The sequence below is a fragment of the Bombilactobacillus bombi genome, assembly GCF_013607485.1.
GTDB classification, from domain to species: domain Bacteria; phylum Bacillota; class Bacilli; order Lactobacillales; family Lactobacillaceae; genus Bombilactobacillus; species Bombilactobacillus bombi_A.
The window spans coordinates 42,251-65,749 of sequence record NZ_SCHP01000003.1; the positions used below are offsets into that span (position 1 = coordinate 42,251).

26 protein-coding genes and 1 pseudogene are annotated in these 23,499 nt (G+C 37.6%); 10 read left to right on the top strand and 17 right to left on the bottom strand.

Going from position 1 to position 23,499, the window contains the following annotated elements; all coding sequences use genetic code 11:
- Positions 1-9 precede the first annotated feature (9 nt).
- The 7 genes from fabG to fabZ form a co-directional block, all read right to left on the bottom strand.
- A complete protein-coding gene (gene fabG / locus EQ827_RS01550) occupies positions 10-744 on the bottom strand; it encodes a 3-oxoacyl-[acyl-carrier-protein] reductase (protein WP_181189216.1) in 735 nt (244 codons plus the stop codon).
- A gap of 2 nt (positions 745-746) precedes the next feature.
- Positions 747-1,676, bottom strand: coding sequence for an ACP S-malonyltransferase (locus EQ827_RS01555; RefSeq protein ID WP_181189217.1), 930 nt, complete (start codon positions 1,674-1,676; stop codon positions 747-749).
- Positions 1,673-2,626 (bottom strand): enoyl-[acyl-carrier-protein] reductase FabK, encoded by a 954-nt coding sequence (fabK, locus tag EQ827_RS01560; RefSeq protein WP_181189218.1) that lies wholly within the window; start codon positions 2,624-2,626, stop codon positions 1,673-1,675. The genes EQ827_RS01555 and fabK overlap by 4 nt, the downstream gene beginning before the upstream one ends.
- A gap of 4 nt (positions 2,627-2,630) precedes the next feature.
- Positions 2,631-2,879 (bottom strand): acyl carrier protein, encoded by a 249-nt coding sequence (locus EQ827_RS01565; RefSeq protein WP_181189219.1) that lies wholly within the window; start codon positions 2,877-2,879, stop codon positions 2,631-2,633.
- A 36-nt stretch (positions 2,880-2,915) separates the two neighbouring features.
- Positions 2,916-3,890, bottom strand: a complete 975-nt coding sequence (locus EQ827_RS01570) for a beta-ketoacyl-ACP synthase III (RefSeq protein ID WP_181189220.1) — start codon at positions 3,888-3,890, stop codon at positions 2,916-2,918.
- Positions 3,891-3,894: 4 nt separating this feature from the next.
- Entirely contained in the window at positions 3,895-4,356 is a 462-nt protein-coding gene (locus tag EQ827_RS01575) for a MarR family winged helix-turn-helix transcriptional regulator (RefSeq protein ID WP_181189221.1), read from the bottom strand.
- An 85-nt stretch (positions 4,357-4,441) separates the two neighbouring features.
- Positions 4,442-4,873, bottom strand: coding sequence for a 3-hydroxyacyl-ACP dehydratase FabZ (fabZ, locus tag EQ827_RS01580; RefSeq protein WP_181189222.1), 432 nt, complete (start codon positions 4,871-4,873; stop codon positions 4,442-4,444).
- Positions 4,874-5,123: 250 nt separating this feature from the next.
- Between fabZ and EQ827_RS01585 the strand changes: the two genes are divergently transcribed.
- Positions 5,124-5,894 carry a biotin--[acetyl-CoA-carboxylase] ligase gene (locus EQ827_RS01585; protein WP_181189223.1) on the top strand — a complete coding sequence of 257 codons (771 nt, stop codon included), beginning with the start codon at positions 5,124-5,126 and terminating at the stop codon, positions 5,892-5,894.
- 125 nt (positions 5,895-6,019) lie between these two features.
- Here EQ827_RS01585 and EQ827_RS01590 read toward each other — a convergent pair whose 3' ends face one another.
- Positions 6,020-6,454: a MerR family transcriptional regulator gene (locus EQ827_RS01590; protein ID WP_181189224.1), complete on the bottom strand. Its 435-nt coding sequence runs from the start codon at positions 6,452-6,454 to the stop codon at positions 6,020-6,022.
- A gap of 179 nt (positions 6,455-6,633) precedes the next feature.
- Between EQ827_RS01590 and EQ827_RS01595 the strand changes: the two genes are divergently transcribed.
- The 4 genes and pseudogenes from EQ827_RS01595 (at position 6,634) to EQ827_RS01610 (ending at position 9,797) form a co-directional block, all read left to right on the top strand.
- On the top strand, positions 6,634-7,242 hold the full coding sequence (locus EQ827_RS01595; protein WP_181189225.1) for an NAD(P)H-binding protein: 609 nt from the start codon (positions 6,634-6,636) through the stop codon (positions 7,240-7,242).
- 10 nt (positions 7,243-7,252) lie between these two features.
- Positions 7,253-7,897 carry an NAD(P)H-binding protein gene (locus EQ827_RS01600; protein ID WP_181189226.1) on the top strand — a complete coding sequence of 215 codons (645 nt, stop codon included), beginning with the start codon at positions 7,253-7,255 and terminating at the stop codon, positions 7,895-7,897.
- Positions 7,898-7,914: 17 nt separating this feature from the next.
- A pseudogene (locus EQ827_RS01605) lies at positions 7,915-8,738 on the top strand (SDR family oxidoreductase).
- An 18-nt stretch (positions 8,739-8,756) separates the two neighbouring features.
- Positions 8,757-9,797 carry a zinc-dependent alcohol dehydrogenase family protein gene (locus EQ827_RS01610; RefSeq protein WP_181189227.1) on the top strand — a complete coding sequence of 347 codons (1,041 nt, stop codon included), beginning with the start codon at positions 8,757-8,759 and terminating at the stop codon, positions 9,795-9,797.
- Positions 9,798-9,956: 159 nt separating this feature from the next.
- On the opposite strand, the gene EQ827_RS01615 is transcribed toward EQ827_RS01610, so the two are convergent.
- From EQ827_RS01615 to EQ827_RS01635, 5 genes are all read right to left on the bottom strand, one after another.
- Complete coding sequence (locus tag EQ827_RS01615; protein ID WP_181189228.1) at positions 9,957-10,613, bottom strand: flavodoxin family protein; 657 nt, start codon at positions 10,611-10,613, stop codon at positions 9,957-9,959.
- Between the two features lie 63 nt (positions 10,614-10,676).
- Positions 10,677-11,396, bottom strand: coding sequence for a RibD family protein (locus tag EQ827_RS01620; protein ID WP_181189229.1), 720 nt, complete (start codon positions 11,394-11,396; stop codon positions 10,677-10,679).
- 317 nt (positions 11,397-11,713) lie between these two features.
- Positions 11,714-12,511 carry a metal ABC transporter permease gene (locus EQ827_RS01625; protein WP_181189230.1) on the bottom strand — a complete coding sequence of 266 codons (798 nt, stop codon included), beginning with the start codon at positions 12,509-12,511 and terminating at the stop codon, positions 11,714-11,716.
- Entirely contained in the window at positions 12,498-13,142 is a 645-nt protein-coding gene (locus tag EQ827_RS01630) for a metal ABC transporter ATP-binding protein (protein WP_181189231.1), read from the bottom strand. The genes EQ827_RS01625 and EQ827_RS01630 overlap by 14 nt, the downstream gene beginning before the upstream one ends.
- Positions 13,139-14,032 carry a metal ABC transporter solute-binding protein, Zn/Mn family gene (locus tag EQ827_RS01635; protein ID WP_309109320.1) on the bottom strand — a complete coding sequence of 298 codons (894 nt, stop codon included), beginning with the start codon at positions 14,030-14,032 and terminating at the stop codon, positions 13,139-13,141. The genes EQ827_RS01630 and EQ827_RS01635 overlap by 4 nt, the downstream gene beginning before the upstream one ends.
- A 109-nt stretch (positions 14,033-14,141) precedes the next feature.
- On the opposite strand from EQ827_RS01635, the gene EQ827_RS01640 reads away from it, so the two are divergent.
- The gene (locus tag EQ827_RS01640; RefSeq protein ID WP_181189232.1) at positions 14,142-14,588 is read left to right on the top strand and encodes a Fur family transcriptional regulator; all 447 of its coding nucleotides are present in this window, start codon (positions 14,142-14,144) and stop codon (positions 14,586-14,588) included.
- Positions 14,589-14,700: 112 nt separating this feature from the next.
- On the opposite strand, the gene EQ827_RS01645 is transcribed toward EQ827_RS01640, so the two are convergent.
- Positions 14,701-15,699 (bottom strand): aldose epimerase family protein, encoded by a 999-nt coding sequence (locus EQ827_RS01645; RefSeq protein WP_181189233.1) that lies wholly within the window; start codon positions 15,697-15,699, stop codon positions 14,701-14,703.
- 220 nt (positions 15,700-15,919) lie between these two features.
- A complete protein-coding gene (locus EQ827_RS01650) occupies positions 15,920-17,113 on the bottom strand; it encodes a MalY/PatB family protein (RefSeq protein WP_181189234.1) in 1,194 nt (397 codons plus the stop codon).
- Between the two features lie 85 nt (positions 17,114-17,198).
- Here EQ827_RS01650 and EQ827_RS01655 point away from each other — a divergent pair, with 85 nt between their 5' ends.
- Positions 17,199-18,395: an MFS transporter gene (locus EQ827_RS01655; RefSeq protein ID WP_181189235.1), complete on the top strand. Its 1,197-nt coding sequence runs from the start codon at positions 17,199-17,201 to the stop codon at positions 18,393-18,395.
- Positions 18,396-18,458: 63 nt separating this feature from the next.
- The gene (locus EQ827_RS01660) at positions 18,459-18,788 is read left to right on the top strand and encodes a hypothetical protein (RefSeq protein WP_181189236.1); all 330 of its coding nucleotides are present in this window, start codon (positions 18,459-18,461) and stop codon (positions 18,786-18,788) included.
- A gap of 118 nt (positions 18,789-18,906) precedes the next feature.
- On the opposite strand, the gene EQ827_RS01665 is transcribed toward EQ827_RS01660, so the two are convergent.
- Positions 18,907-20,634, bottom strand: a complete 1,728-nt coding sequence (locus EQ827_RS01665) for a pyruvate oxidase (protein ID WP_181189237.1) — start codon at positions 20,632-20,634, stop codon at positions 18,907-18,909.
- 156 nt (positions 20,635-20,790) lie between these two features.
- Complete coding sequence (locus EQ827_RS01670; RefSeq protein WP_181189238.1) at positions 20,791-21,162, bottom strand: PaaI family thioesterase; 372 nt, start codon at positions 21,160-21,162, stop codon at positions 20,791-20,793.
- A 26-nt stretch (positions 21,163-21,188) separates the two neighbouring features.
- Here EQ827_RS01670 and menB point away from each other — a divergent pair, with 26 nt between their 5' ends.
- Together menB and EQ827_RS01680 are read left to right on the top strand one after the other, a co-directional pair.
- A complete protein-coding gene (gene menB, locus EQ827_RS01675) occupies positions 21,189-22,004 on the top strand; it encodes a 1,4-dihydroxy-2-naphthoyl-CoA synthase (protein ID WP_219912609.1) in 816 nt (271 codons plus the stop codon).
- A 24-nt stretch (positions 22,005-22,028) separates the two neighbouring features.
- Positions 22,029-23,471: an o-succinylbenzoate--CoA ligase gene (locus EQ827_RS01680; protein WP_181189239.1), complete on the top strand. Its 1,443-nt coding sequence runs from the start codon at positions 22,029-22,031 to the stop codon at positions 23,469-23,471.
- Positions 23,472-23,499: the final 28 nt, after the last annotated feature.

The following is a 23,499-nucleotide window of genomic DNA, read 5'->3' on the forward strand; positions in this document are numbered from 1 at the left end:
TTTCTCCTTTTATTGCATTGTTAAGCCACCATCAATTGTTATGGTTTGTCCTGTAATATAATCATTTTGCGCTAAAAAGATAGCAGCTTGAGCAACCTCATTAACAGTTCCTAATCGTTTTAAGGGTATCTGTTCAATAATCTCTGTTTGTCTTTTATCACTTAGCTGTTGAGTCATCTGGGTCGCAATCATTCCTGGAGCAAGCGCGTTGCAGCGCAAATTACGTAAAGCTGATTCATGCGCTACAGACTTTGTAAAACCAATAATTCCGGCCTTACTAGCAGCGTAATTAGCTTGACCTATATTACCCGTTAGTCCAATTACACTAGCCATATTGATAAAACAACCAGAACGCTGCTTATACATTGGGCGTAATGCTTGTTTAGTTACATTAAAAGTTCCAACTAAATTAGTATCCAAAACACTCTGAAAATCAGATGAACTCATTCGATTCAACAGACCATCGTGTACAATACCTGCATTATTTACGACTACATCCAAGTGTCCCCAATTAGAAATAATATCAGCAATTAATTGCTTTACTTCATCCATATTCGTGACATCTGCAGTTAAGGCTAAACAATCACTGCCCAGATGTTTAATTTGGGCAATCACTGTCTCATCAATGGGTTTACGAGCATTTAAAACAATATTAGCACCTTGTTTTGCAAACGCTTGAGCAATGGCTAAACCTATTCCCCGTGAACTACCAGTGATGAGCACTACTTTATCTTTTAATTCCATACTTACACTCCTAGTAACTGTTGAGTTTGGCGCAAAGTCTCCAAACTATCTACACTATACCGAGGTATTTGCTTATCAATTTTCTTCACAAATCCTAATAAGGTGTGCCCTGGTCCAATTTCAATCACAGCTTCCAATTGAGAGGCAACTTTTTGAAATGTTTGGGAAAAATACGTAGTCGAAACTAATTGCTGGGTCAGATTGGCTGTCAAATTAGACTGGGCAAAAGGTTTTTGCGTAGTAGTACTAATAACTTCAAAATCGCCTTCTTGCCAATTAATTGGGGCAAGTGTTTGTTTTAAACCAGCTTGAATTGAATGCATTATCGGAGTATGAAAGGCACCACTAACTTTCAGTTCTACAACTCGCAAAGATTTTTCTGCAGTTAGTAGTTCTATAGCATAATCTACGGCCTGATTTTGACCGCCAATTACGATTTGATCTGGAGTATTAACATTTGCAATGCTCACTATTCCCTTTTTCTGTGCCTTTTGACAAGCTTGCTGCACAGCAGTCAAATCAGCTTTTAAAATTGCCACCATTTTACTATCTATTTGTTCGCTAGCTTGCTGCATTAATTCTCCCCGACGCTTGATAACTTTAAGCGCACTAGAAAAATCTAGATAACCACTGCAAGCCAAAGCACTATATTCACCTAAACTTAATCCCATACCCACTAGCTTGTGACCAGATAAAGCTGGCTTTAGAATTTGATATAGTCCCAAACTAATGGAAAGAATTACAGGTTGAGAATACTGGGTTTGTAATAACTGGGTCGCTTTTTGTTCATCAAACATCAACTTGCCAATATCTAATTGTAATATTTCACTAGCCTTATCAATTGTTTGCCGATACTCAGGTACTTGCTGATAGATATCTTGAGTTATTCCAGTTTTCAGCGATCCTTGACCACTGAACAATAAACCAATCATTGCACACCACCTAAAAGGTCGCTGGCTGTTTGACAGACTTCTTCTACTATTTCTTTAGCAGTTTGTTCTTTTTTAATCATTCCAGAAATTTCACCTGCCATATAAGCACCTGTATTAGGATCACCGGTTTCGACCGCACGTCTCAAACTACCATTGCCTAACTCATCTAAAGAATTAAAATCTGGATGATCTTTGGCCGCTTCAGCTTTTTCAATTTGTAGATATTTTCGAGCCATAGGATTTTTTAAAACGCGAGAAGGATGACCAGCAAAATCTCCCGTAACTAAAGTATCAATATCTTTGGCTTTTAATACTGCCTGCTTATAAATAGGGCTGATTTTAGATTCACGAGCTACTAAAAATCTAGTCCCCATTTGGACCCCTTGAGCGCCTAACATAAAGGCTGCTGCTAAGCCGCGTCCATCTCCAATACCGCCAGCAGCGATAACTGGGATTTTAATGGCATCAACTACTTGAGGAACCAAGGTCATAGTTGTTAATTTACCAATATGTCCCCCTGATTCCATACCTTCAGCAATAACTGCATCGACACCACTACGCTCCATAATTTTGGCTAATCCTACAGAACCTACGACTGGTATTACTTTAATATTTGCTTCTTGAAGCCTTTTCAAATAACGAGAAGGATTGCCTGCACCAGTTGTTACCACTGCTATATTGTCCTTTTGTTGCAATATTGCTTCTACTACTTCATCAACATGAGGAGACAATAACATAACATTGACTCCAAAAGGACGATCTGTTAGTGAAATAGCGGTTTTAATTTCGTTGTAAACAACCTCTCCGGGAGCATTCCCGCCACCGATAATACCTAAACCGCCAGCATTCGATACCGCTGCCGCTAATTTGCCATCAGCAACCCAAGCCATTCCACCTTGAAATAGTGGATACTTTAGACCTAATGACCGCATAAATGGACTTAATTGCATAAAATTATCCCTCTTTCGAATCTAATTGATTCTTGACAAAGTCCACTAAATCCTGAACCGTTTTAATACCATCTTCATTTTCAATTTTGATATCAAATTCATCTTCTAATTCATTAATAACTTCAAAAACATCTAAACTATCAGCATTTAAATCATCTTTGATATTGGCATTTAATGTAACTTTATCCTTACTTTCGCCTGTTTGATCAGCAATAATAGCTTGTACTTTTGTAAAAATTTCTTCTTCAGTCATGATAATTCTCCTCTAACTTATAATTATTTGTTAAAACTAATATACTAAGGCAATGGAGCCCACGGTCAGGCCCCCGCCAAAACCACTTAAAACTATTTTTTGACCTCTTTTAATAGTCTGTGAACGAACACATTCATCCAGCAAAATTGGAATGCTAGCTGCTGAAGTATTACCATAGGCATCAACATTTAATAAAAAGCGCTCGCTTGACTGCTTTAAATGTTTTGCAATTTCTCTATTAATACGACCATTTGCTTGATGTAACAGCCACCAGTCAACTTGTGCTGCTGTCCACTTTGCCTTGTTTAAGGCTCTCAGAATCGAATTAGGCACTTCACGAGTCGCAAAATTATAAACTTGACGTCCATCCATAATAAAATACTTTTTTTCGGGTTCAGTTAAGTCATGTGCAAAGGCCGAATCTAACGGTTGATAACCCGCCGTTAAATACTGTGCTGATTGTCCAAAAGTGTGTAAATCATGGCCGACAACTTTGGATTGTGAATCTAATTGAGATTCTACCAGGATACCTCCAGCACCATCACCAAATAAAACTGCCGTTGAGCGATCTTGCCAATTTACTAACTTAGATAGTGTTTCTCCGCCAATTATCATCCCCCGACGATATGATCCCTTCAGCAATTGATCAGCTTGAACCAGAGCGTATATAAAACCTGAACAGGCAGCATTTAAATCAAAAGCAAAAGCATTATCAGCCTTAATCTCTCCTTGAACAATTGCCGCCGTAGATGGTGATAAGTAATCAGGAGACATAGTAGCTACAATAATAAAATCCAATTGATCGGCAGTCCATGAAGACTGTGATAAAAGCTTTTTTGCTGTCTGTATACACAATTCTGAAGTTTGCTCAGTTTGCGAAATATGGCGTTGTCTAATATAAGTTCTTGTCTTAATCCACTCATCTGAAGTATCTAATAGCTTAGTCAAATCATTATTATGGATAATTTTGTCTGGAACATAATGCGCCGTTTGCATAATTCTTAATCCCATTAAATTACTCCTTGTCACTACTTACAGGTGGATATTCTAAAAAAATATGAATATTCAATAGTGCTTGCTCTATCCAAGAAATTTGTTCTTCACTAAAACCTTCAATAAAGCTTTTTACTAAGGAACGGTGAAAAGCGTCATGAGCCCGATATAATAAACGTCCCTTTCGAGTTAAACCCAATCTAACAAAGCGGCGATCATCATTACCTCTAATCCGAATAACATAGCCTTTTCTGACTAAATTATTTATCATAGAAGTTACTGTACCCGGAGAGATCTTTAATTCCCTAGCAATTTGGGAACTAGTTTTATGTTCGTACATCGTAATCGCATTTACTGCATGCATTTCATGAATCGAAACATCATTAAAAGTACTTTTACGCAGCTCTCGCTGCTCTACTTGAATAATCTCTGTATAAATTGTTGTTAAAAGTCGACTAATTTTTTCCATCTGCTGTTTTTTCATTAATACCACCTATTTTGATATTCTAATATTTTGAATATCAAAATATTAGCAACAGTTACCACCTACGTCAACCATTAAGCAATCTTTACTTCATTTCGACAATAAACATTAATTCTGTTTCGACTGCAGTTTCTCCATTCACAGTTGCTAAACAACTGACCAATCCGATGTTTTGACGTTGCTTTTTTAATGAAATATCTAATACAAGACGATCGCCAGCATAAACTCGACGTTTAAATTTGGCCTGAGTGATACCTCCTAAATAAGCCGTTTTATTACGAAACATCGGTGATTTTAAAATAAATATTGAAGCTGCTTGAGCTAATGTTTCTATAATTAAAGTTGAAGGCATAACATATTGTCCAGGCATATAACCTTTGACAAACCACTCATTAACGGTAACATTTTTAATAGCTCGAATTGATTTATCAGTTTGAATATCTTCTACTTGATCGATGAAATAAATCGGGTAACGATTAGGAATTAATTCCTGTATTTCATCTGCATTTAATTGCATATTTATTTACATAACCCCTTTTCAAAAATATTTCAAACATCAAAGTGTTTGATTAAAAAACACAATATATTATATCATTATTATTGTCAAGTTTTATTTAAAAAACTTTGATAGTGCCCTTTAAAGCATAACTAGCATAATTATAATAAAACTTTGAACAGCAAAGTATATTGCAAATTAATTACCTTTTGTTAATATTAGCAGATAGCACAAAACTAGTTTTTAATAATTTTAGACAGGAAAACTTAGTATGAACGATTATTTTAAGCAGCTGCAATTACAAAAATTATTATCCGATCTTACTTTACAAATAGAATGGTACCAAAGCCTTAATTCTACCAATCTAAAAGCTGCTGACCAGATTAATTCAGCTTTACAAACACCTGTTGTTATCATCAGTAACCAACAAACTAGTGGTTATGGCAAAAGAGGTCGTCAATTCATCTCTAAACCAGGAGGTTTGTACTTATCTTTACTTACGCCAATTCACAACTTAAATAATGATAATATTGGGCTCTTAACAACTGGTATTGTAGCTGTTTTGCAGCAATCAATTAACCAATATTGGCAAATTAATTGTCAAATTAAATGGGTTAATGATCTTTTATTTAAGCACCAAAAAATTGCTGGTATTCTTGTGGAACATCCCACATCTCAACTAGTAATTATCGGCATTGGCCTAAACTTATACCAAAAAGACTTAACTGCAACACTTCCACAAGCTGCAAATTTATTAGCCTATATTCCTAAAAACATTGAAATTGTTCAATTCACGGCTCTCTTAATTCGTAACTTACTAGAATTTTTACCGGATTTTTCTAAATCTTGTTATTTAAATCTTTACCGACAACATCTCATATTATTAAATAAAGCCGTTCAAATCCAGCTAGGACATAAGGTAATTACAGGACAAGTCACTGATATTGATGACAAAGGAAATTTACTGCTTAAAACAAAAACTGGCATTACTTCTCTTAGCATGGGGGAAGTGACTAAAGTTAATTGGAATTCTAAAACATAAAAAACTGAGCAAGTATCTATCTTAGATTTTTGCCTTTGTACATTAATGTTATATTTTTAGCAATTATATCTAAAAAAGGTGTTGCGTCATAATCTTGCGCAACACCTTTTTATAATACCGTCCTTTTACAACACTTTTTGTGGCTGTGATTGAGGATTTTTATTGGCAATATTGGACGGCTCATAAGAATCCGGTTTTTTATTAATGAGAATATCCGCATAGTGGGCAACTTTTTTATTAATAGTTACTAAATGCTGATTAAGCTCATTAATTTCGGCTAAAGTTTGTTGCTGTTGTTCTAGCATAATCTGATAACGTTCTGGAACTGTTTGTTCTCCTTGCACAACCAATTGTAAATAATGCTGGATCTTCTTTAAGGGCATCCCCGTCTCCCGTAAACAAATAATGATTTGAACCCATTCCAAATCCACATCATCAAAAATTCGGTTGTTATTTTCATCGCGCTTGACATAGGGTAACATTCCATGATTGTCATAATAGCGCAAAGTGTAGGTAGTTAAGCCCATTTTATCCGCTGCTTGTTGGACACTATAATTCATCAATTAGTCTCCTTTATCTTTGTTTTATTACCAAGTATAAGGCTTATTTAGAATAAGAGCCACTTTTAAGTTGTCTTTTCCTACTGCATTAGGCTTCAATTTTTTTAAAGTTTACGTTGCCTTACAGTAAGACTAAGGGAATACAATAGCGCTAAGCATGCGATGAAAGGAGAGTATCAATGACCAATGTCTTAATTATTGGAGCTACCGGTTCAATAGGTCGAGTTACCCGGCAATATTTTTTAAATAATTCTGATGATCAATTGACTTTAATGGCACGTCACACAAACTCTTTGCAAAAGCAGTTAAATCCTCAAAGAGAGCGCTTAATCACTGGAGATGTTACAAATCCTAAGGATCTGAAAATTGCTTTACAAGAGCAAGAGGTCGTTTTCGCCGCTTTGAGTGGTGATTTACCCAAAATGGCTCATTCACTAGTCGAACAAATGACCAAATCAGAGGTGCAGCGATTACTCTTTATTAGTTCAATGGGTATCTATAATGAAATTCCTGCGACCATCGGTACCAAAGGTAATCTGAAAAATAATCCGCTATTGTCAACCTATCGCCAAGCGGCCGACATCATTGCAGCTTCTACTTTGAATTATACAATCATTCGCCCGGGATGGTTCGACAATGGTAATGATCTTGACTATCAAATCACCCATAAAGGTGAGTCGTTTGGCGGTCATGATGTCTCACGTAAGAGCATTGCTGACCTAGTATTACACTTAGCCCATGATCCTCAACTCGGTAGTCGTGATAGCTTAGGAATTAATCGTATATAAGGAGATAATAATGAATTTATTAATTTTAGCAGCTAATGGCCAAATATCACAACTTGTTGAACACCGCATATTCAATGAGCCACAATTTAAAGATGTGCACTTAACATTAGGACTCCGTAATAGCAGCCGCCTAGCTAACTTACAAAAACAAGCCCGTATTTTAGAAGTCGATTTAGCTAATGCCCAAGATGTTGAACAAGCAGTTGCTGGTCAAGACCTAGTTTTTGTAGGAGTCGTCGACCGCACCCCTAATAATGTCATCACTAAAAATGTGATTGCCGCTATGAAAAAGCATCACGTTCCCAGAGTTATCTTCGCTAATATTCTTGGATTGTATAACGAAGTAGGCGGTGAATTTGGTCGTTGGAACCATGAGCGTGTCTTGCCCGGTTTACAATCAGCAATTAATTCCGATCAATTATTATCTGATTCTGGTCTTCAATACACTACTTTACGCTTACCTTGGCTTAATGATCGTAATGAAATCAAATATACAATTACTACACATAATCAGCCTTATAATGGCGTTTGCGCCTCCCGTCAAAGCATTGCTGATGTGATTTTACAAATTGTCATTAACCCGAGTTTATTTGTTAATGAAAGTATTGGAATTGCTGATCCTGATACTCAAGGTGAAAACCGCCCATTATATTAAAAAGGAGAATTATAATTATGACTAAACCAGTAATGTTAGTTGTCGGTGCAGGCCAAATTAGTATGGCCATTGCCCGCCGAATCGGTGCCGACCAAAAAATCATCTTAGGAGATAAAAATTTAAAAAATGCCCAGGACACGGGCAAGATATTACAAGAGGCAGGTTTTGACGTTGAACCTCTTGAAATGGACTTGTCCTCTCGCCCTTCCATCAAAAATATGATTGCTGTCGGTCAAAAATTTGGCCCTATTAAGAGACTCTTATTAACGGCGCGGGCTTATCACCCAGTCAAGACTCCATTGAAGCTATTTTAAAAGTTGATCTCTATGGTACGGCTGTTTTACTCGAAGAAGTGGGTCAAGTTATTGCTGAAGACGGTGTAGGAGTAACTATTTCTAGTCAATCAGGGCATCGAATGCCGGCCTTAACCGCTGAGCAAGACAAGCAATTGGCTCTTACTCCTAGTGAAGAACTGCTGAATTTAGAACTTTTACAAGCTTCAAATATTAAGGATACTTTACAAGCATATCAACTGGCTAAACGCTGTAACGAAAAACGAGTAATGGCAGAATCTTTGAAATGGACACAACGCAAAGCTCGATTAAATGCAATTGCTCCCGGAATTATTGTTACTCCCTTGGCTTTAGATGAATTTAATGGTATTCGAGGAGACTTTTATAAAGAAATGTTTGCCAAATCCCCAGCAGGGCGCCCAGGAACGGCCGACGAAGTTGCTAATGTAGCCCAATTATTGATGAGTTCCCAAGGTGCTTTTATCACCGGCGCAACATTCTTAATTGACGGAGGCGCCACTGCCAACTATTATTATGGTGACAAATAGAATGGAGGAAAAGTAATCATGAAAACAGCAACTTTTATAGAACCAGGAAAAATGGAACTGAAAGAATATCCAAAACCTCAAATCCAAGCTGATACAGATGCTATCATCAAAATTGTTCGGGCATGCGTCTGTGGTTCTGATTTATGGTGGTATCGTGGAATCTCCCAACGTCCTCATAATACCCCAGTTGGTCATGAAGCCATCGGTATTGTAGAAGAGGTCGGCTCCCAAGTAACAGCTGTTCAACCAGGTGATTTTGTGATTGCACCTTTTACCCATGGCTGCGGTCATTGCGCTGCTTGTTTAGCTGGTTTTGATGGTGATTGTCTTAATCAGAGTGATGAAGCCAATGGCGGTTATCAAGGCGAATACCTCAGATTTCCAAACGCTGCTTGGGCATTAGTCAAGATTCCTGGCCAACCAAGTGATTATACCGACGACCAACTCAACGATTTATTGACCCTATCCGACGTGATGGCTACCGGTTACCATGCTGCTGCCAGCGCTGAGGTTAAAAATGGCGATACGGTAGTGGTCTTTGGTGATGGTGCTGTCGGTTTGTGTGGTGTCATTGCTGCCAAACTATTAGGTGCTAAAAGAATTATTGCCATGAGCCGTCACGAAGATCGTCAACAATTAGCAAAAGAATTTGGTGCAACTGACATTGTTCCCGAAAGAGGCGAACAAGCCGTTGAACGGGTCATGGACTTAACCAAGGGCAACGGCGCTGATGCTATCTTAGAATGTGTGGGTACTGAACAATCGGTCCAAACCGCCTTACAAGTTGGCCGTCCCGGAGCAGTGATTGGCCGCGTGGGAATCCCACAAAAAGCGGAAATGAATACCAATAACTTATTCTGGAAGAATATTGGACTGCGTGGTGGTATTGCTTCGGTAACAACTGATGACCGCAAGGTTTTATTAGAGGCCGTCTTAAAGGGCCAAATCCATCCTGGCAAAGTCTTTACTAAGCGTTTTACCTTAGAACAAATTCAAGCTGCTTATGAAGCCATGGATCGGCGGGAAGCCATTAAGTCATTATTAATTGTTAGTGAGTAATTCCAATCAATTCAGGCAAAACTGTTTGACACAATTGTAATCTAGAATTTAGCTTAAGATTATTGCATAAAAATGGGCTTGGGATAAATATTATCCCAGACCCATTTTTTTAATATTATCACGCTACAAATTCTACTTTTTACTAAACTATTAACACTACTATTTCCTAATAGAACTTAACCACCGTTCAATTTGATTATGAGCTTGATTAACTTTATTCCCATCAATCACTAAGGGATTGACAAAGTTATTATTGCTATGCTTCTGATACAAAATTTCTTTAATTTTATCAATACTATCACCAGCACCATATCCTCCTTGAGTCATAAAAGGAGCGATCGTTTTCTGATGCAATTTTGAACCATAAGTGTTCAAAAAGGCAGTCATCGGATGTGAAAGCGTCATTGCCCAAACTGGATAACCCAAATAGATAGTTTGATACTGATCTAAATTAGGCATCTTCATTTTTAATAAAGGATAATTCTGGTTTACGCGTTCATAATTGGCACGTTCGAGCGTCTTTTGATAATTAGTATCATATGGATTTTGAATCACAATCTCTAAAATATCGCCTTTAATGATTGAAGCAATTGAATGGGCTAACAATTCAGTACTGCCTGATCTTGAATAATAAATCACGATACTATCTGCGGCTGTTGTCAAATGACAAGTCGGCTGACAATGAGCATTAGTATCTTGTCCATCAGACGCTGTGCCCCGTCCATGCTGCCACAAATGCTCATCACGCTGCAGCTGTTTTGCTCTAGCAATATCTTCTTCTAAATTAAATGAGAATAATTTATTTTTAAAATCCATTATCTTACCTTCTCTTAAATAAAAAATGGCTGCCCTTCAAACGATTATTGATTTTTAATAGGATTATTTATTAACTAAATAACGCAACCAAACAGCATTACTAACCGCTTGTACGTCCTTTAACGTAAAAGTTACTGGTGTCGTATCTGATAAACCTGCTTGAGCTTGAAATAATGTGGGAGTCTTTGTGGAACCATCAGCCGCCGGAGAAATTACAATACTAATCTCATCACATAATCCTTTTTGAATAAAAGACCAGTTCAAGACACCCCCGCCACCCAACATTACGGTCTGCATGTGGAAGAGCTCCTTTAACTTCTTTAGCGCCAAGGCTGCATCTAATTCTTTGGTACCAGCAATAATATACGAAATATTTTGACGCCGTAAAAAATCTTTATATCCATTACTTACTTGTTGCGTAATGACTTCTAAAACCGCTGCATGAGTGGTATTATAAACCAATTCATTTGACTGCCAGGCCAATTTTCCATGAGGATCAATCGAAATATAGTGTTTCTTAAACTTAGTTGGCACTATAAAATCGCCGTTCGGGACAGGAGCAGCATGTAAGTTTAGTTTTGGTTTTTTATAAAATGTAAAATTATCATCACTAGTAGTTCTCCCAGATAACCATCCTTGATTAGGATAAACGCCATCTTTTTCAAAAGCTTCATGATAGAATAACTTTCCTGCCGCTTCATTACCAGGTGCATCCATATAATTGCCTGTAATCTTGCCATCCAAAGACATGCCCATATGACAAAAAATATAAGGTCGTTGCATTTAAACTCCTTCTTTCCTAACCCTTATCTACTATCAAAATTACTCCTTCCAGTAAGCTCTAAGTCAAGGATTTTGTAGTAACTTAACCATTGTAAATAGGGCCTTATTAGAGTTTTTAACAAGTCGCTATAATAATGAAAAAAGCTCAGGCCATAATTGGACCGAGCTTCTAACCTAACTTGAATTAATTATATAATGAAAATTTTAAATAAAATTGCATAATTTTCTTGCGGAAACTAAAGCGGATAACATTACCAAAAACTACACCTGCCTAAGTCCCAGACCAATTAGTCCTTGAAAACTATCAGCGCAAATAACTAGAGGGCTTGTTTTAATTTGCTGCTGCCCCAAGCAATTAAGTAAATTATACTTTCAATAGTAGTAATAAAAAATGTCACTGGTAAATTCGTCCAATAACCCAATGCCAAACCCAGCCAAGTTCCCAGTAAAGCAAATAAAATACTCCAGCCAATAAGAGCATGAACAGTTTTACCCCAAAATTGCGCCGCGGCAGCCGGTAAAGTGAGCAAGGCAAAGACCAATAATGCCCCGACAATTTGAGAAACCATACTGACACTTAAAGACATCATGATTAAAAAAACCAAGTTGATACTCCCGCTAAAACGAATTCCACTTTGGGCTCCTAGAGGATCAAAAAAATCAAATTTTAACGGTCGATAAATAAGTAAAATTACTGTCAATTCAAGGACAGCAATGACACTAATTTGTACAACATCAGCCCGGCTAATACCGACAATACTGCCAAATAAGATATTAGTAGCATAAGAAGAACTGGCTTGCGAAATCGATAAAAATAACACACCTAATCCCATAAAAAAAGCCGAAATTAAACTAATAGCTGTACTTTTTAAAGGGCGATTCTTATTGACTGTGCCAGCAGCCAAAGCGCTTAACACTGTGAATAATAGCATCCCATTTAAGGGTGTCCATCCCATCCACAGACCAAAACTAGCTCCTGAAAAACCAATTTCCGACATTGTATGTGTTAAAAATGATAAATGACGGGCTGTAATAAAAACGCCAATAACACCACATAAAATAGAAATCACTGTGGCTACAATGGCTGCATTTTGCATAAATTCATATTGTAGCATTCTTATCTTTATCTCCTAATTGAAGGGTCTTAGTTCCATATTTCTCTAATAATTGCGGGTCATGAGTAATAAATATTACTGTCGTTCCCTGCCGATTAAGAGACTGCACCACATTCATAACTTCATATTTAGCAGCTACATCTAAACTGGCTGTAGGTTCGTCTAAAATTAACAATTGTGGTTGATTGACAATGGCTTGCGCTAAATATGCTCGTTGTTTTTCGCCACCAGACATTTGTCCTAGACGCAAATTTTTTTTAGCAATCAAATGTGCAGCTCCTAAAGCCTGGTGGACTTGTTGTCTTTCGCCATAACTTAGCCACGGCCAAAATCGTTGCTGTAATTTTAATTCTACAAAAGCCTGAGCAGATAAGGGAAAGTCAGTCTCAATATTTCGAAACTGTGGAATATAGCCAATTTGGTCATTAGTTAAATAACGCTGGATTTTACCAGCTGTAGGTGTTAATTCATCTAAAATCACGCGTAATAAAGTGGTTTTACCAGAACCATTGGGGCCTACAATACAAAAAAAATCACCAGTATCAATTGTAAAACTCAAGTCTCGAAAAATCACTTGCTGGTTAAATTGAACCAATAAGTTTTGTGCCTCAATTAAAACTTTTGTACTCATTTTTGTGCCTCAATTTTTAGAATTTTTTGATATTGCTGCTGCATCCACTGACTATAAGACAAATGACGGGGTTGAGTTTCAGTTACCTTGATGACTGGTATCCGCTGTTTACGCGCCTGTGCCACTAAGTTAGCCACGACAGGATTAGTTGCCTGTTGATTATCCACAAAAAAGGCAATTTGGCGATTTTTAATGAGCTGCTGGACTTGTTGAATATCTTGCGGCGAAGGATCTGCCCCTTCTTCAATAGCCTTAGCAAAATGTGGATTGGCAACCTGATAGCCCATTTGTTGCAGTGAATAGTCAAAAACTGGTTCACTCACAGCAACTTGATGTTGGCGCCGTGTTGATTTAATCTGTTGGATTTGCTTTTGTAAAGGCTGTAAGGTTTGAATATATTTTTGTGCTTGTTGCTGATAATAATGCCGATGAGCCGGGTCTTTTTGGCTTAATATAGTTGCTAAATGTACTGCCCCAGTAGGCAAAGCATCCGGATGATACCATAAATGCGGATTAGAACCCATTTTTTTATGCATTAGCTTGCCCAAGTTTATTGAAGTTACCTGCTCATTATTCACTAATAGCCGCTGCATCCAGGAATCATAGCCCAGACCATTGTACAGTGCAATCTGGGATTTGCTAGTCTCTTCAGCGTCGCGGACTGTCGGATCAAAGTCATGTGGATCAATATTCGGGTTAGACATAATAGTCGTAACTTGGCCATACTTTCCTACAACAGCTTGTGCCAGTTGACCATAAGTAGGTGTTGAAGCAACAATTTTAATAGGGCATGAAGTTTTGGGGGCTTGAGTGCCCTGATGACAGCCACTGCTGATTATCATTATTCCCAGCAGACCTATAATTAACATTATTCGTTGCAATAGCTTCACCAATTGACTTTTCTCCTATCACCTTTTACAATCTAAATAGTAATCATTACGCTTTGCATTTTAGCATAGGTTCAAGTCGCTGTCTATGAAAATATATGGAGGAATTTTCATGTCTAATCTGCACCTGGCTTTACAGCTTTTACAGCAAAATAATTATAAACTTACTAAACAACGCCATTACCTTTTAGAATATCTCGCTAGTCATGAAGATTTTTATATTACTTTAACCCAATTAGACCAGCACATGCGGACATTTTTTCCTAAGATGAGTCATGATACAATTTATCGTAATGTCAAAGAAATGCAGCAAATTGGCGTTTTAGAAACTAAAATGTTTCAAAATGGTTTACGTGTGAAATTCCAATGTGATTTTCATAAACAAGAGCATAGCCATTTCATTTGTCAGCAATGTGGTCGTGCTCTCGAAATTCCATTACCTGATTTTTCTAAAACCCATGAACAGTTGCGCAATTATCAAATTAACAACTATCATGTAGAAATTTGGGGTATTTGTGACCTCTGTCAAACTAAAAACGACTCTACAACCAAAGCCTAAAAGTTTGCTTTCTAACATATATCTAAAAAGGGGTTGAGACAAATATTATTGTCCCAATCCCTTTTATTAACTTTTAAAAATCAAAAGTTTGTTTTTAGATTTGTTTAAATTACTACTTTAATGACCGATACTGGTAACTGCTCATATATTGACAGGTCTTATTGGCGGGCAGGATAATATCGCCAAAACCAGCATGATTAATTGCATCTGGCAAGCTCTGCATTTCTAAAGCTAAGCCTGTATAATCATGCCAAGTATGATCCTGGGGCGCTTCTGGACTGCCGGTATAGACTACTAAAGCATCCCGATCAGAATATAGATCGACAGCATACTTAGAAGTTTGAACCGTAGCTACCAAATCCGTGGGTGTATAGTAAACATGGTCAAATTCTGTTTTACCAGTTTGCTGGTGCAATGTTTCTAATCCTTGAGCTATTGTTTTAGGCTGACGAAAGTCAGTAGCCGCATCTACAGCTAATAATTTGCCAGTCGGCACTTTTTGATCTGTTAATTCTAAGTATTGATCAGCATTAATTTGTAAAGTTTGTTCATTAATACTGGTTGCTTGGTCCAAATTAAAGTACACATGGCAAGTCGGATTAAATAGAGTAGTTTGACTGCTAGTGCCATAATAAGTAATGTTCACACGATCATCATCTGTTAATTGATAACGCACTCTTAGTTGTAAACTGCCTGGAAAAACATTTTTTTCAGCACTTAAAGTATAGGAAAATTCTACTGTTTGCTCGTCTACTTCTTTTCCCTGGAAATTTTGATGCTGTAAACCTGCTTTGCCACTATGCAACAAGTTATCATTCTCATTAGCAGGCATTTGATAGTCCTGACCATTTAATTGAAAATGGGCTTTAGTAATACGGCCAGCGACTGGTGCTACAGTTTTACCCGGATTAAAAGCAGGTTCTTGATAATCAGTCCAATTAGGATAATGAGTAATTAAAGAATGAGCCTGATTAGCTTCTTGAATCTCCCAATTTTGCCAGGTAGCACCATAACTCAAGAGCTCAATTTTCGTTTGGTGCTGGTTAGTAATGCTAAACAGTTCAATATTGCCTTGTTCAGTCTGTGCTAATTGTTTTTTTGTTATTGCCATAATAAAGCCTCCTCATACCATCTATTGTACCAAAAAATCCTTTAAAAAATTAATTCGAATAAAAAATTAATTGGATTTTAGTGCTATAATAACCAATTTTTTAAATCTAAATACTATACTTATATAAGTATAAGTAAAAATTAAGGAGCTGGAACCAATTGTGTCCCAACTCCTTAAATATCTAAAATCACAACGTTTTAAATTCTGAAATTATGGTTAATCATTCAACTTCTAATTGCTGCAAAGCTTTAACTAAGCGTGCAATACCCTTTTCCAAAGTCAGACGAGCAGTAGCAAAATTCAAACGAATAAATAAGCCTGCCTTATCATCTAAACCAAATTCTTGGTTAGTTTGCACACCCACACCGCCAGCATCTAAAGCCTGCAGCAATTTTTCTTCACTGCACTTAAGATAGCTCACATCAATCCAAGCTAAGTAAGTTGCTTCACTACGAATTACATGAGCAGCAGTTTGACTTTCAATTTGTTGTGTTAACCACTCCAGATTAGAAGCTAAATATTTTCGTAAATCCATTAGCCAAGCATGTGACTCTTGATTTTGATAGGCTGCTGCTAAAGCTGGTAAGGCAAAGATAGTTGGCAAATCAGGATTAGAAGAATAGGCCGCTGTCGATTGCATTTGCTTTCGATAATTGGGATTAGTTGTATAATAATAAGCAAATTGCAAACCCGCTAAATTAAATGTCTTAGAAGGTGATTTAAAAGTAATGATTTGATCTTGATATTCTGGATAAATCTTGGCTAAGGGCTGATAATTATAGCCTGGTAAAGTGAGATCACTGTGAATATCATCTGATAGGATAATTACCTGATGTTGCTGACAAATTTGAGCGAACTGCTTTAATTCAGCAGCTGTCCAGACCCGCCCAGTGGGATTATGGGGATTACATAAAATCGCCATTTTCACGTGTTGCTCAACAATTTGCTGCTCTAAAAGCTGAAAATCCAGACTATATTTTCCATTTTGATATAATAAAGGATTACTAATAAGACGGCGCTTACTATTTTCCACGGCTAATTTAAAATGGCCATATAAAGGAGTTTGTGTGATAATGGCGTCGTTTTCCTTAGTTAAAGCTCGAATTGCCAGCCCTAAACCATTCACTACGCCCGCACTATAGCCTAAATTGTCAGGATCAATCTCCCAATCATTTTGCTGCTGAAGCCATGTCGCAATGATTTGGGGAATAGAAGTCATATTTGGTTCAGTTGAATAGCCATAAATACCTTGAGCAGCTTGGTTTTTTATAGCGGTAATCACTGGCTGTGGAGATTGAAAGTCCATATCAGCAATCCACATGGGAATAACTTCGGGATTATGATACACTGCCTTGGCTCCATCCCACTTGATACTATAAGTATTATGCCGTTGATTAATTTGATCAAAATTCATGTTTTTAGCCTCCTTAACAGACTATCTTCATTGTAGTCAAAAATGCCGGCAAGAGCAATTTTAGTAAATTATAAGGAAGTGTCATATGTCATCTTCAAAGTCTAAAAATAAAATTTTAATAGGAATTATCGCTCTAGCAGTAGTCTCACGATTAATAGTTTCTACCTCCCCAGCTCTTGCTGTAATTGGCAAAGCCTTTCCCCAAGCAAGTGCCACTCAAGTAGAATCTGTAGCAACTATCGGTGATTTAGCAGCGGTTATTTCGGCATTAATTTTTGGTAAACTGCTAGATTATTGGAATTTTAAGCGCCTAGGTATTATCAGTGTCACAATTTTAGCTCTGGGCGGCTTATCACCGTTAATCTGGCACCATTCCATTAATAACCTTTTAATAGCTGGATTCGTTGCGGGTCTTGGGGCCGGCGGAATTACCACGATTTTACCTAGTTTACAGTCTTATATCTATCACGGTGAAGCTTTAGCGAATATGCTAGGACGAGTAGTAGCTTTAGAAAATGGCTCATCGATGGTGTTATTATTTGCCGGGGGGCTTTTAGCCAGCCAATATTGGCTGCATAATTATTACTTATTCTTCTTAGCCTTAATTAGTTTAATTATTGTAGCTTTCACTTTACCTAACCGCCATCCTGGACAAGAAACAACAGCTGACATGCCAACCAGTCCTCAAATTATGTCACGAAAAACTATTATTTCCATTGGCGCTTATATGCTCACCGCCAGTATGATGGTCTTTTTAGAAGCAGTTTTATATAACAAAAATGCAATCTATATTCAACATTTTCATCTAGGCACTCCTGTTTTGTCAGGAAAAATTATGATGCTTGACGGTGGAGCAGCCATCGTGGTTGGTTTAACCTTAAAATGGATACGAAGATTTTTTAAACAGTACCTCTTAGCTGCCTGCTATGGTTTCACTTTGATTGGTGGAATATTATTATTAGTTTGGCATACTAGCTGGAGTATTGGTCTTGCAACCTTTATTATTGGTGCATCTAGTGCTACTATGCTGACAACAATTCCTTATATACTTTCTAATCTGTCTACAGCCAAGCGTTACCCACTGGTTATGGGTGGTTTTTCGGCCATTACCAGCCTAGGCTTTTCCAGCTCTGCTTTGATTTTTAATAAAGTAGTTCCTATTTTTAATCACAACATTCTTCAAGGTACTTATCAATTGCAAATAGCCCTTGCTGCTATAATGTTAGTAGTTTTATTAATAATGGCGAACCACTCTCAACTACAAAAAATTTTAGTAAAGTGATTTACAATTGGCCGCAATCATGCAATGATTAAATAGTACGTCTGATAGAAAGAAGGAGTAGAATTGTCTGATACAATTTATAGTGAAAAAGCAGTAGCTGCTTTTTTAGCTTTTTATGTGCGGCATTTACGTGATAATGACTTGGAAATTTTATCACAATACGATGTCGATCATCATGTAACAGAACTAAACGTCTTTATTTTGCATGATCGTAATTTTCGGATGAAGGATATTATTCCTGTCCTCATGAAAAAGCACACATCTATTATTAATCTCTTATTAGAAGATTTAATTGCCAACGCCCACTTAAATATGGAGCAACTGGATACCCCCCAAGCTTGGGAAAATTGGTATCTTGAGCAAAAGGCTCAAATTCACGAACCGGAAAGATAAAGTGATTTATCAAAATAACACCCCCAAATCATTATTCAGTAGCCAATGATTTGGGGGTGTTTTTATTCCAGACAAAAAGAAGCAGGGACAATATTTATCTCCACTTCTTTATAAGATTTTACAAGAATTGCCGCATGATTTCTTTTAATGGCGGCATCTTTGGAATTTGAAACTTATCTTTGAAGTATTCAAAACCAAATTTCATGTAGCCCTTAGCTTCATCCATGACAATTTTGCCTGGCAGAGGTGCTTCATCATACACTGCAGCATTAATTAAAACTGGTTTTGTAGGATTTTGATATTGTTCCATAGCAGCTTTAAATTCTGCATCCGTTGTAACATTAACGCCAATTCCACCACAGGCTTCGGCAAATTTGGCATAATCAATATCCGCCAAATCAATACCATAATTTTGCTGGCCAGCAGATTGCTGTTCATACTCAATAAAGGCCAACATTTGATTATTTAAAACAACTAATACCATCGGCAAATCATACTTAACGGCTGTAACAAAATCCTGCATTACCATTGCAAAAGCACCATCACCACAGATTGCATAAACTGTGCGATTAGGCCAAGCTCTCTTGGCAGCAATGGCTCCTGGTAGAGCACAACCCATGGTACCAAGCCAAGCTGAAATAGTATATTTTTGTGTAGGCTGCGCATCAATAAAGCGGGCTCCAAAAGAAGTTGCCGTTCCTACGTCAATCGACCACACAACATCTTCCGGCGCCATAGCACTCATTGTAGAAAATAGCTTAGAAGGCAATACGCCCGTGTGTTGCTTAGTCTGGACATCACTCATCCATGAACGCCAAATCCGCATGTTTTGTTGGCAGGCTTCTAAAAATGGCCGCTGGGTTATCACTTCACCACGAGCATTTAACAAGGTTAAAGCTGATTTAGAATCAGCAACAATCGCCAAATCAATATTATGGCGATGACCAATATGACTAGCATTCGCATCAATTTGAATTGCTGGAATTTTATGATTGATATATGGAGCATAAGGATAATCTGTGCCAATTAAGATTAATAAATCAGCATTAAACATCGCTTCATAAGCTGGTTTTGTACCTAATTTACCAATCTGTCCCAAAGCATTAGGATGGTCATCTGCGATTGTCCCCTTAGCAGGCATAGTTTGAATAAAGGGCAGTGAGTAGCGCTCAACAAACTCTTTTGCCTCTGCTTTCGCATCTTCAGCACCCTTACCCAGTAACACTACCGGATTTTTAGCTTTTTTAATCATTGCTAAAGCTTGATCAACATCCTTAATTTGAGCTTGAGGCTGTTCTAGTTGAAATTGACCAGCTGTAGATACAAAAGTATCAGCAATTTTATGGTCAGGAATATCATCGGGAATTGTTAATACCGATACTCCTTGATAAGTATAGGCCATCCGAATTGCCTCATCCATCACATTCGGTAAAGTAGCTGGATTAGTGACTAATTTATTATATACTGCAACATCTTCAAATAAAGTTGGCGTATTAACTTCTTGGAAGAAACCGCTATTCAATAAATGTGATTGTACTTGTCCCAAAATTGCAACCACAGGCGCGTGATCCATTTTGGCATCATACAAACCATTAAGTAAGTGGATCGCTCCTGGTCCGCCAATAGATAAGCAAACGCTCACCCGCCCAGTCAATTTACTATGAGCAGCCGCAGCTAAGGCTGCCACCTCTTCATGACGCACTTGCGTAAATTTAATTTTTTGACGTTCACGATATAAAGCTTCAATTGTTGTATCAACCGAATCCCCGGGCAAACCGTATACATTATCAATGCCCCAAGCTTCCATTACTTGAACCATTTTATCTGCTGCATTAATTTTTGTCATAAAATTCTCATCCCCGCCTCGTAATCTTAATTATCACTATTACTTTACCACGAAAAAATCACAAACTAAAGTAGAAAGTAATATCTAGATAATATCGACAATAAATACTTCTTTAAATATAACTTTGTGAAATATTAGAGCTGACAAATCAAAAAGTCATTTGCTGTTTTGAATCATTAAAGTAATGTTACTATAACTAGTGGGATAATTCAGCTGGGTCTGATAAGTTACAGCTTGCCACACCTGCAGTGTATGTCCTAATTTAATCGGGGTAGCCTGCACTTTTAATAGACCGGTTTTTACAGGCCGCAAATGGGTAGTATTGATATTAGTCCCAATAGCTACCTGAGTGGCAGCAATGTTTAAATTAGCTCCCATACTGGCAGCTGTTTCAGCTAAAACGGCATTAATACCACCATGAACTAGGCCATAAGGCTGTAATATGTGGTCAGAAACTGGAATCTGCAAGACTACTTTTTGCGGAGTTTGGATAATTGTTTTAATATTTAGATAATCTATTAAATTCATATTATTACCTCAAAAGGAGAATTATTATGGCACAATGGCAAACTATTAAAACTTATAGTGAAATTTTATTTGAACGTCAAAATCATATTGCTAAAATTACAATCAATCGCCCTCAGGTACGCAATGCTTTTACTCCTGATACTATTCAAGAAATGATTGAAGCATTTAATTATTGTCGCGATGACAGCAGCATTGGCGTCATTATTTTAACCGGTCAAGGCGATTTAGCTTTTTGCTCTGGTGGTGATCAAAACGTACGCGGCGACGGCGGTTATGTCGGTAAAGACCATATTGCCCGCTTAAATGTTTTGGATTTGCAGCATTTAATCCGCATTATTCCTAAACCTGTAATCGCAATGGTGCGCGGCTGGTCTGTAGGTGGCGGTAATATTTTACAGCTCGTATGTGACTTAACTATTGCTGCTGATAATGCCAAATTTATGCAGACGGGCCCGAAAGTCGGCAGCTTTGATGCCGGTTATGGCTCTGCTTATCTAGCACGCGTTATTGGTCATAAACGAGCTAAAGAAGTGTGGTTTTTATGTCATCCTTACACTGCTCAAGAAGCTTATCAAATGGGTTGGGTGAATAAAGTTGTTCCTCTCGCAGATGTAGAAAAAGAAACTTTGGCTTGGTGCCATGAAATCCTCCAAAAATCACCGACCGCTTTACGCTTTATTAAAGCCGCTATGAACGCTGATACAGATGGTCTAGCAGGCTTACAGCAAATAGCTGGGGATTCAACCATGCTCTTTTACGAGTCACCAGAAGCTAAAGAAGGCCGCGATGCCTATCTGCAAAAAAGAAAACCTGATTTTGATAAATTTCCAAAATTTCCTTAATTATGCAGAAAAGAGTCCTAATATATGGAAAATTGGCTAAATAAACGGGCGCAACTTTCCCCTACTAAAATTGCTTTAACTTATCAAGGACAAAGCTATACTTTTGCTCAAGTATTGGCACAAGCGCAACAACGCGCGCAACATCTAATAGGATGGGGCGTTCAAGCTCACCAGCACATTGGAATTTTTGGCCTTAATAGCCTAGACACTTATTATAATATCTTAGCACTCCAACAAGTGGGAGCAGTTATAGTCTTTTTAAATACTCGTCTTTCTCAAGAGGAATTACAATATCAGGCTAATAATGCCCAATTAAAAGCCTGCCTGGTAGATCCTGCTTTAGAAACTAGTGTCATTATGAAGATTCACAATATCCCGCTTATTACTAATCAAATTCTTAAACAATCTCCTGCTCGGCCATATTCACCTGCTGCCATGGAGCTAAGTGATGTTGCCAGTTTAATGTATACTTCAGGCACTACTGGGCGCCCCAAGGGTGTTCTTCAAACTTATGGCAATCATTGGCACTCCGCAATCAATACTTTTCTCAATTTTCAAATCACAGCCACAGATAGTTGGCTGTGTGTAGTGCCAATTTTTCATATATCTGGATTTTCGATTCTCTTACGTTCTTTAATTTATGGCATTAGGATTTATTTAGAGCCCAAATTTCTCCCCGAACGCATTAATCAACTTTTAATCCATGAACCAGTTACTATTATTTCAGTAGTCCCCACGATGTTAAAACGCCTACTCGACCAAAATCAAACAGCTCAAGCCTATAATAATCATTTTCGAATTATGTTTTTAGGTGGAAGCCCAATTGATCTGCCGACCCTAAAAATATGCCAAAAACGACATATCCCTACCATTCAATCTTATGGTATGACCGAAACTTGTTCTAACGTGGTCGTTTTAAAGCCCCAAGATGCCCGGAGAAAAATCGGCTCTTGCGGACAAGCCCTGTTTAGCAATCAAATTCGCATTGCAGGCACCCACCACAGCGGCGAAATTCAAATTAAATCGCCAACTTTAGCTGTAGGTTATTGGCGCCAACAGCCTTTATACCAGCAAAAATTTACAACCGATGGCTGGTATCGAAGTGGCGATGTAGGTTATTTAGATGCCGAAGGTTTTTTATATGTGCAAGGACGTTTAGATGAGATGTTTGTTTCAGGGGGAGAAAATATTTATCCTAATGAAATTGAAAATGTCTACGCGCAATATCCAGGTATTGATGAGATTGTGGTTAGTCATAAAGCCGACCCACAATTTGGCGCTGTTCCTATCGCCTATTTAACTAGTAAGCAATCCCTATCAGCTTCTGAACTAAGAAGTTTTGGTCGCCAGCACTTGGCCCATTATCAAGTACCGGTAGAATTTAGACTTATCAAGCAATTTCCGCGTACTGGCAGCGGTAAAATCCAACGCTCACGCCTTTCCCAAAGTAAATTTCAATTGCTTTAGCAATTATTCAGGCTTATGATTAAAGGGT

Coding starts and splice junctions, on each gene's coding strand:
- EQ827_RS01555 (WP_181189217.1), bottom strand. CDS start 1,676: ATGATTGGTTTATTGTTCAGTGGTCAAGGATCGCTGAAAACTGGAATA.
- EQ827_RS01625 (WP_181189230.1), bottom strand. CDS start 12,511: ATGCTACAATATGAATTTATGCAAAATGCAGCCATTGTAGCCACAGTG.
- EQ827_RS01575 (WP_181189221.1), bottom strand. CDS start 4,356: ATGAAAAAACAGCAGATGGAAAAAATTAGTCGACTTTTAACAACAATT.
- fabK (WP_181189218.1), bottom strand. CDS start 2,626: ATGCAATTAAGTCCATTTATGCGGTCATTAGGTCTAAAGTATCCACTA.
- EQ827_RS01620 (WP_181189229.1), bottom strand. CDS start 11,396: ATGCAACGACCTTATATTTTTTGTCATATGGGCATGTCTTTGGATGGC.
- EQ827_RS01615 (WP_181189228.1), bottom strand. CDS start 10,613: ATGGATTTTAAAAATAAATTATTCTCATTTAATTTAGAAGAAGATATT.
- EQ827_RS01670 (WP_181189238.1), bottom strand. CDS start 21,162: ATGAATTTAATAGATTATCTAAATATTAAAACAATTATCCAAACTCCG.
- EQ827_RS01640 (WP_181189232.1), top strand. CDS start 14,142: ATGTCTAATCTGCACCTGGCTTTACAGCTTTTACAGCAAAATAATTAT.
- EQ827_RS01665 (WP_181189237.1), bottom strand. CDS start 20,634: ATGACAAAAATTAATGCAGCAGATAAAATGGTTCAAGTAATGGAAGCT.
- menB (WP_219912609.1), top strand. CDS start 21,189: ATGGCACAATGGCAAACTATTAAAACTTATAGTGAAATTTTATTTGAA.
- EQ827_RS01570 (WP_181189220.1), bottom strand. CDS start 3,890: ATGGGATTAAGAATTATGCAAACGGCGCATTATGTTCCAGACAAAATT.
- fabG (WP_181189216.1), bottom strand. CDS start 744: ATGGAATTAAAAGATAAAGTAGTGCTCATCACTGGTAGTTCACGGGGA.
- EQ827_RS01600 (WP_181189226.1), top strand. CDS start 7,253: ATGAATTTATTAATTTTAGCAGCTAATGGCCAAATATCACAACTTGTT.
- EQ827_RS01650 (WP_181189234.1), bottom strand. CDS start 17,113: ATGAATTTTGATCAAATTAATCAACGGCATAATACTTATAGTATCAAG.
- fabZ (WP_181189222.1), bottom strand. CDS start 4,873: ATGCAATTAAATGCAGATGAAATACAGGAATTAATTCCTAATCGTTAC.
- EQ827_RS01645 (WP_181189233.1), bottom strand. CDS start 15,699: ATGGCAATAACAAAAAAACAATTAGCACAGACTGAACAAGGCAATATT.
- EQ827_RS01680 (WP_181189239.1), top strand. CDS start 22,029: ATGGAAAATTGGCTAAATAAACGGGCGCAACTTTCCCCTACTAAAATT.
- EQ827_RS01590 (WP_181189224.1), bottom strand. CDS start 6,454: ATGAATTATAGTGTCCAACAAGCAGCGGATAAAATGGGCTTAACTACC.
- EQ827_RS01565 (WP_181189219.1), bottom strand. CDS start 2,879: ATGACTGAAGAAGAAATTTTTACAAAAGTACAAGCTATTATTGCTGAT.
- EQ827_RS01610 (WP_181189227.1), top strand. CDS start 8,757: ATGAAAACAGCAACTTTTATAGAACCAGGAAAAATGGAACTGAAAGAA.
- EQ827_RS01655 (WP_181189235.1), top strand. CDS start 17,199: ATGTCATCTTCAAAGTCTAAAAATAAAATTTTAATAGGAATTATCGCT.
- EQ827_RS01630 (WP_181189231.1), bottom strand. CDS start 13,142: ATGAGTACAAAAGTTTTAATTGAGGCACAAAACTTATTGGTTCAATTT.
- EQ827_RS01595 (WP_181189225.1), top strand. CDS start 6,634: ATGACCAATGTCTTAATTATTGGAGCTACCGGTTCAATAGGTCGAGTT.
- EQ827_RS01585 (WP_181189223.1), top strand. CDS start 5,124: ATGAACGATTATTTTAAGCAGCTGCAATTACAAAAATTATTATCCGAT.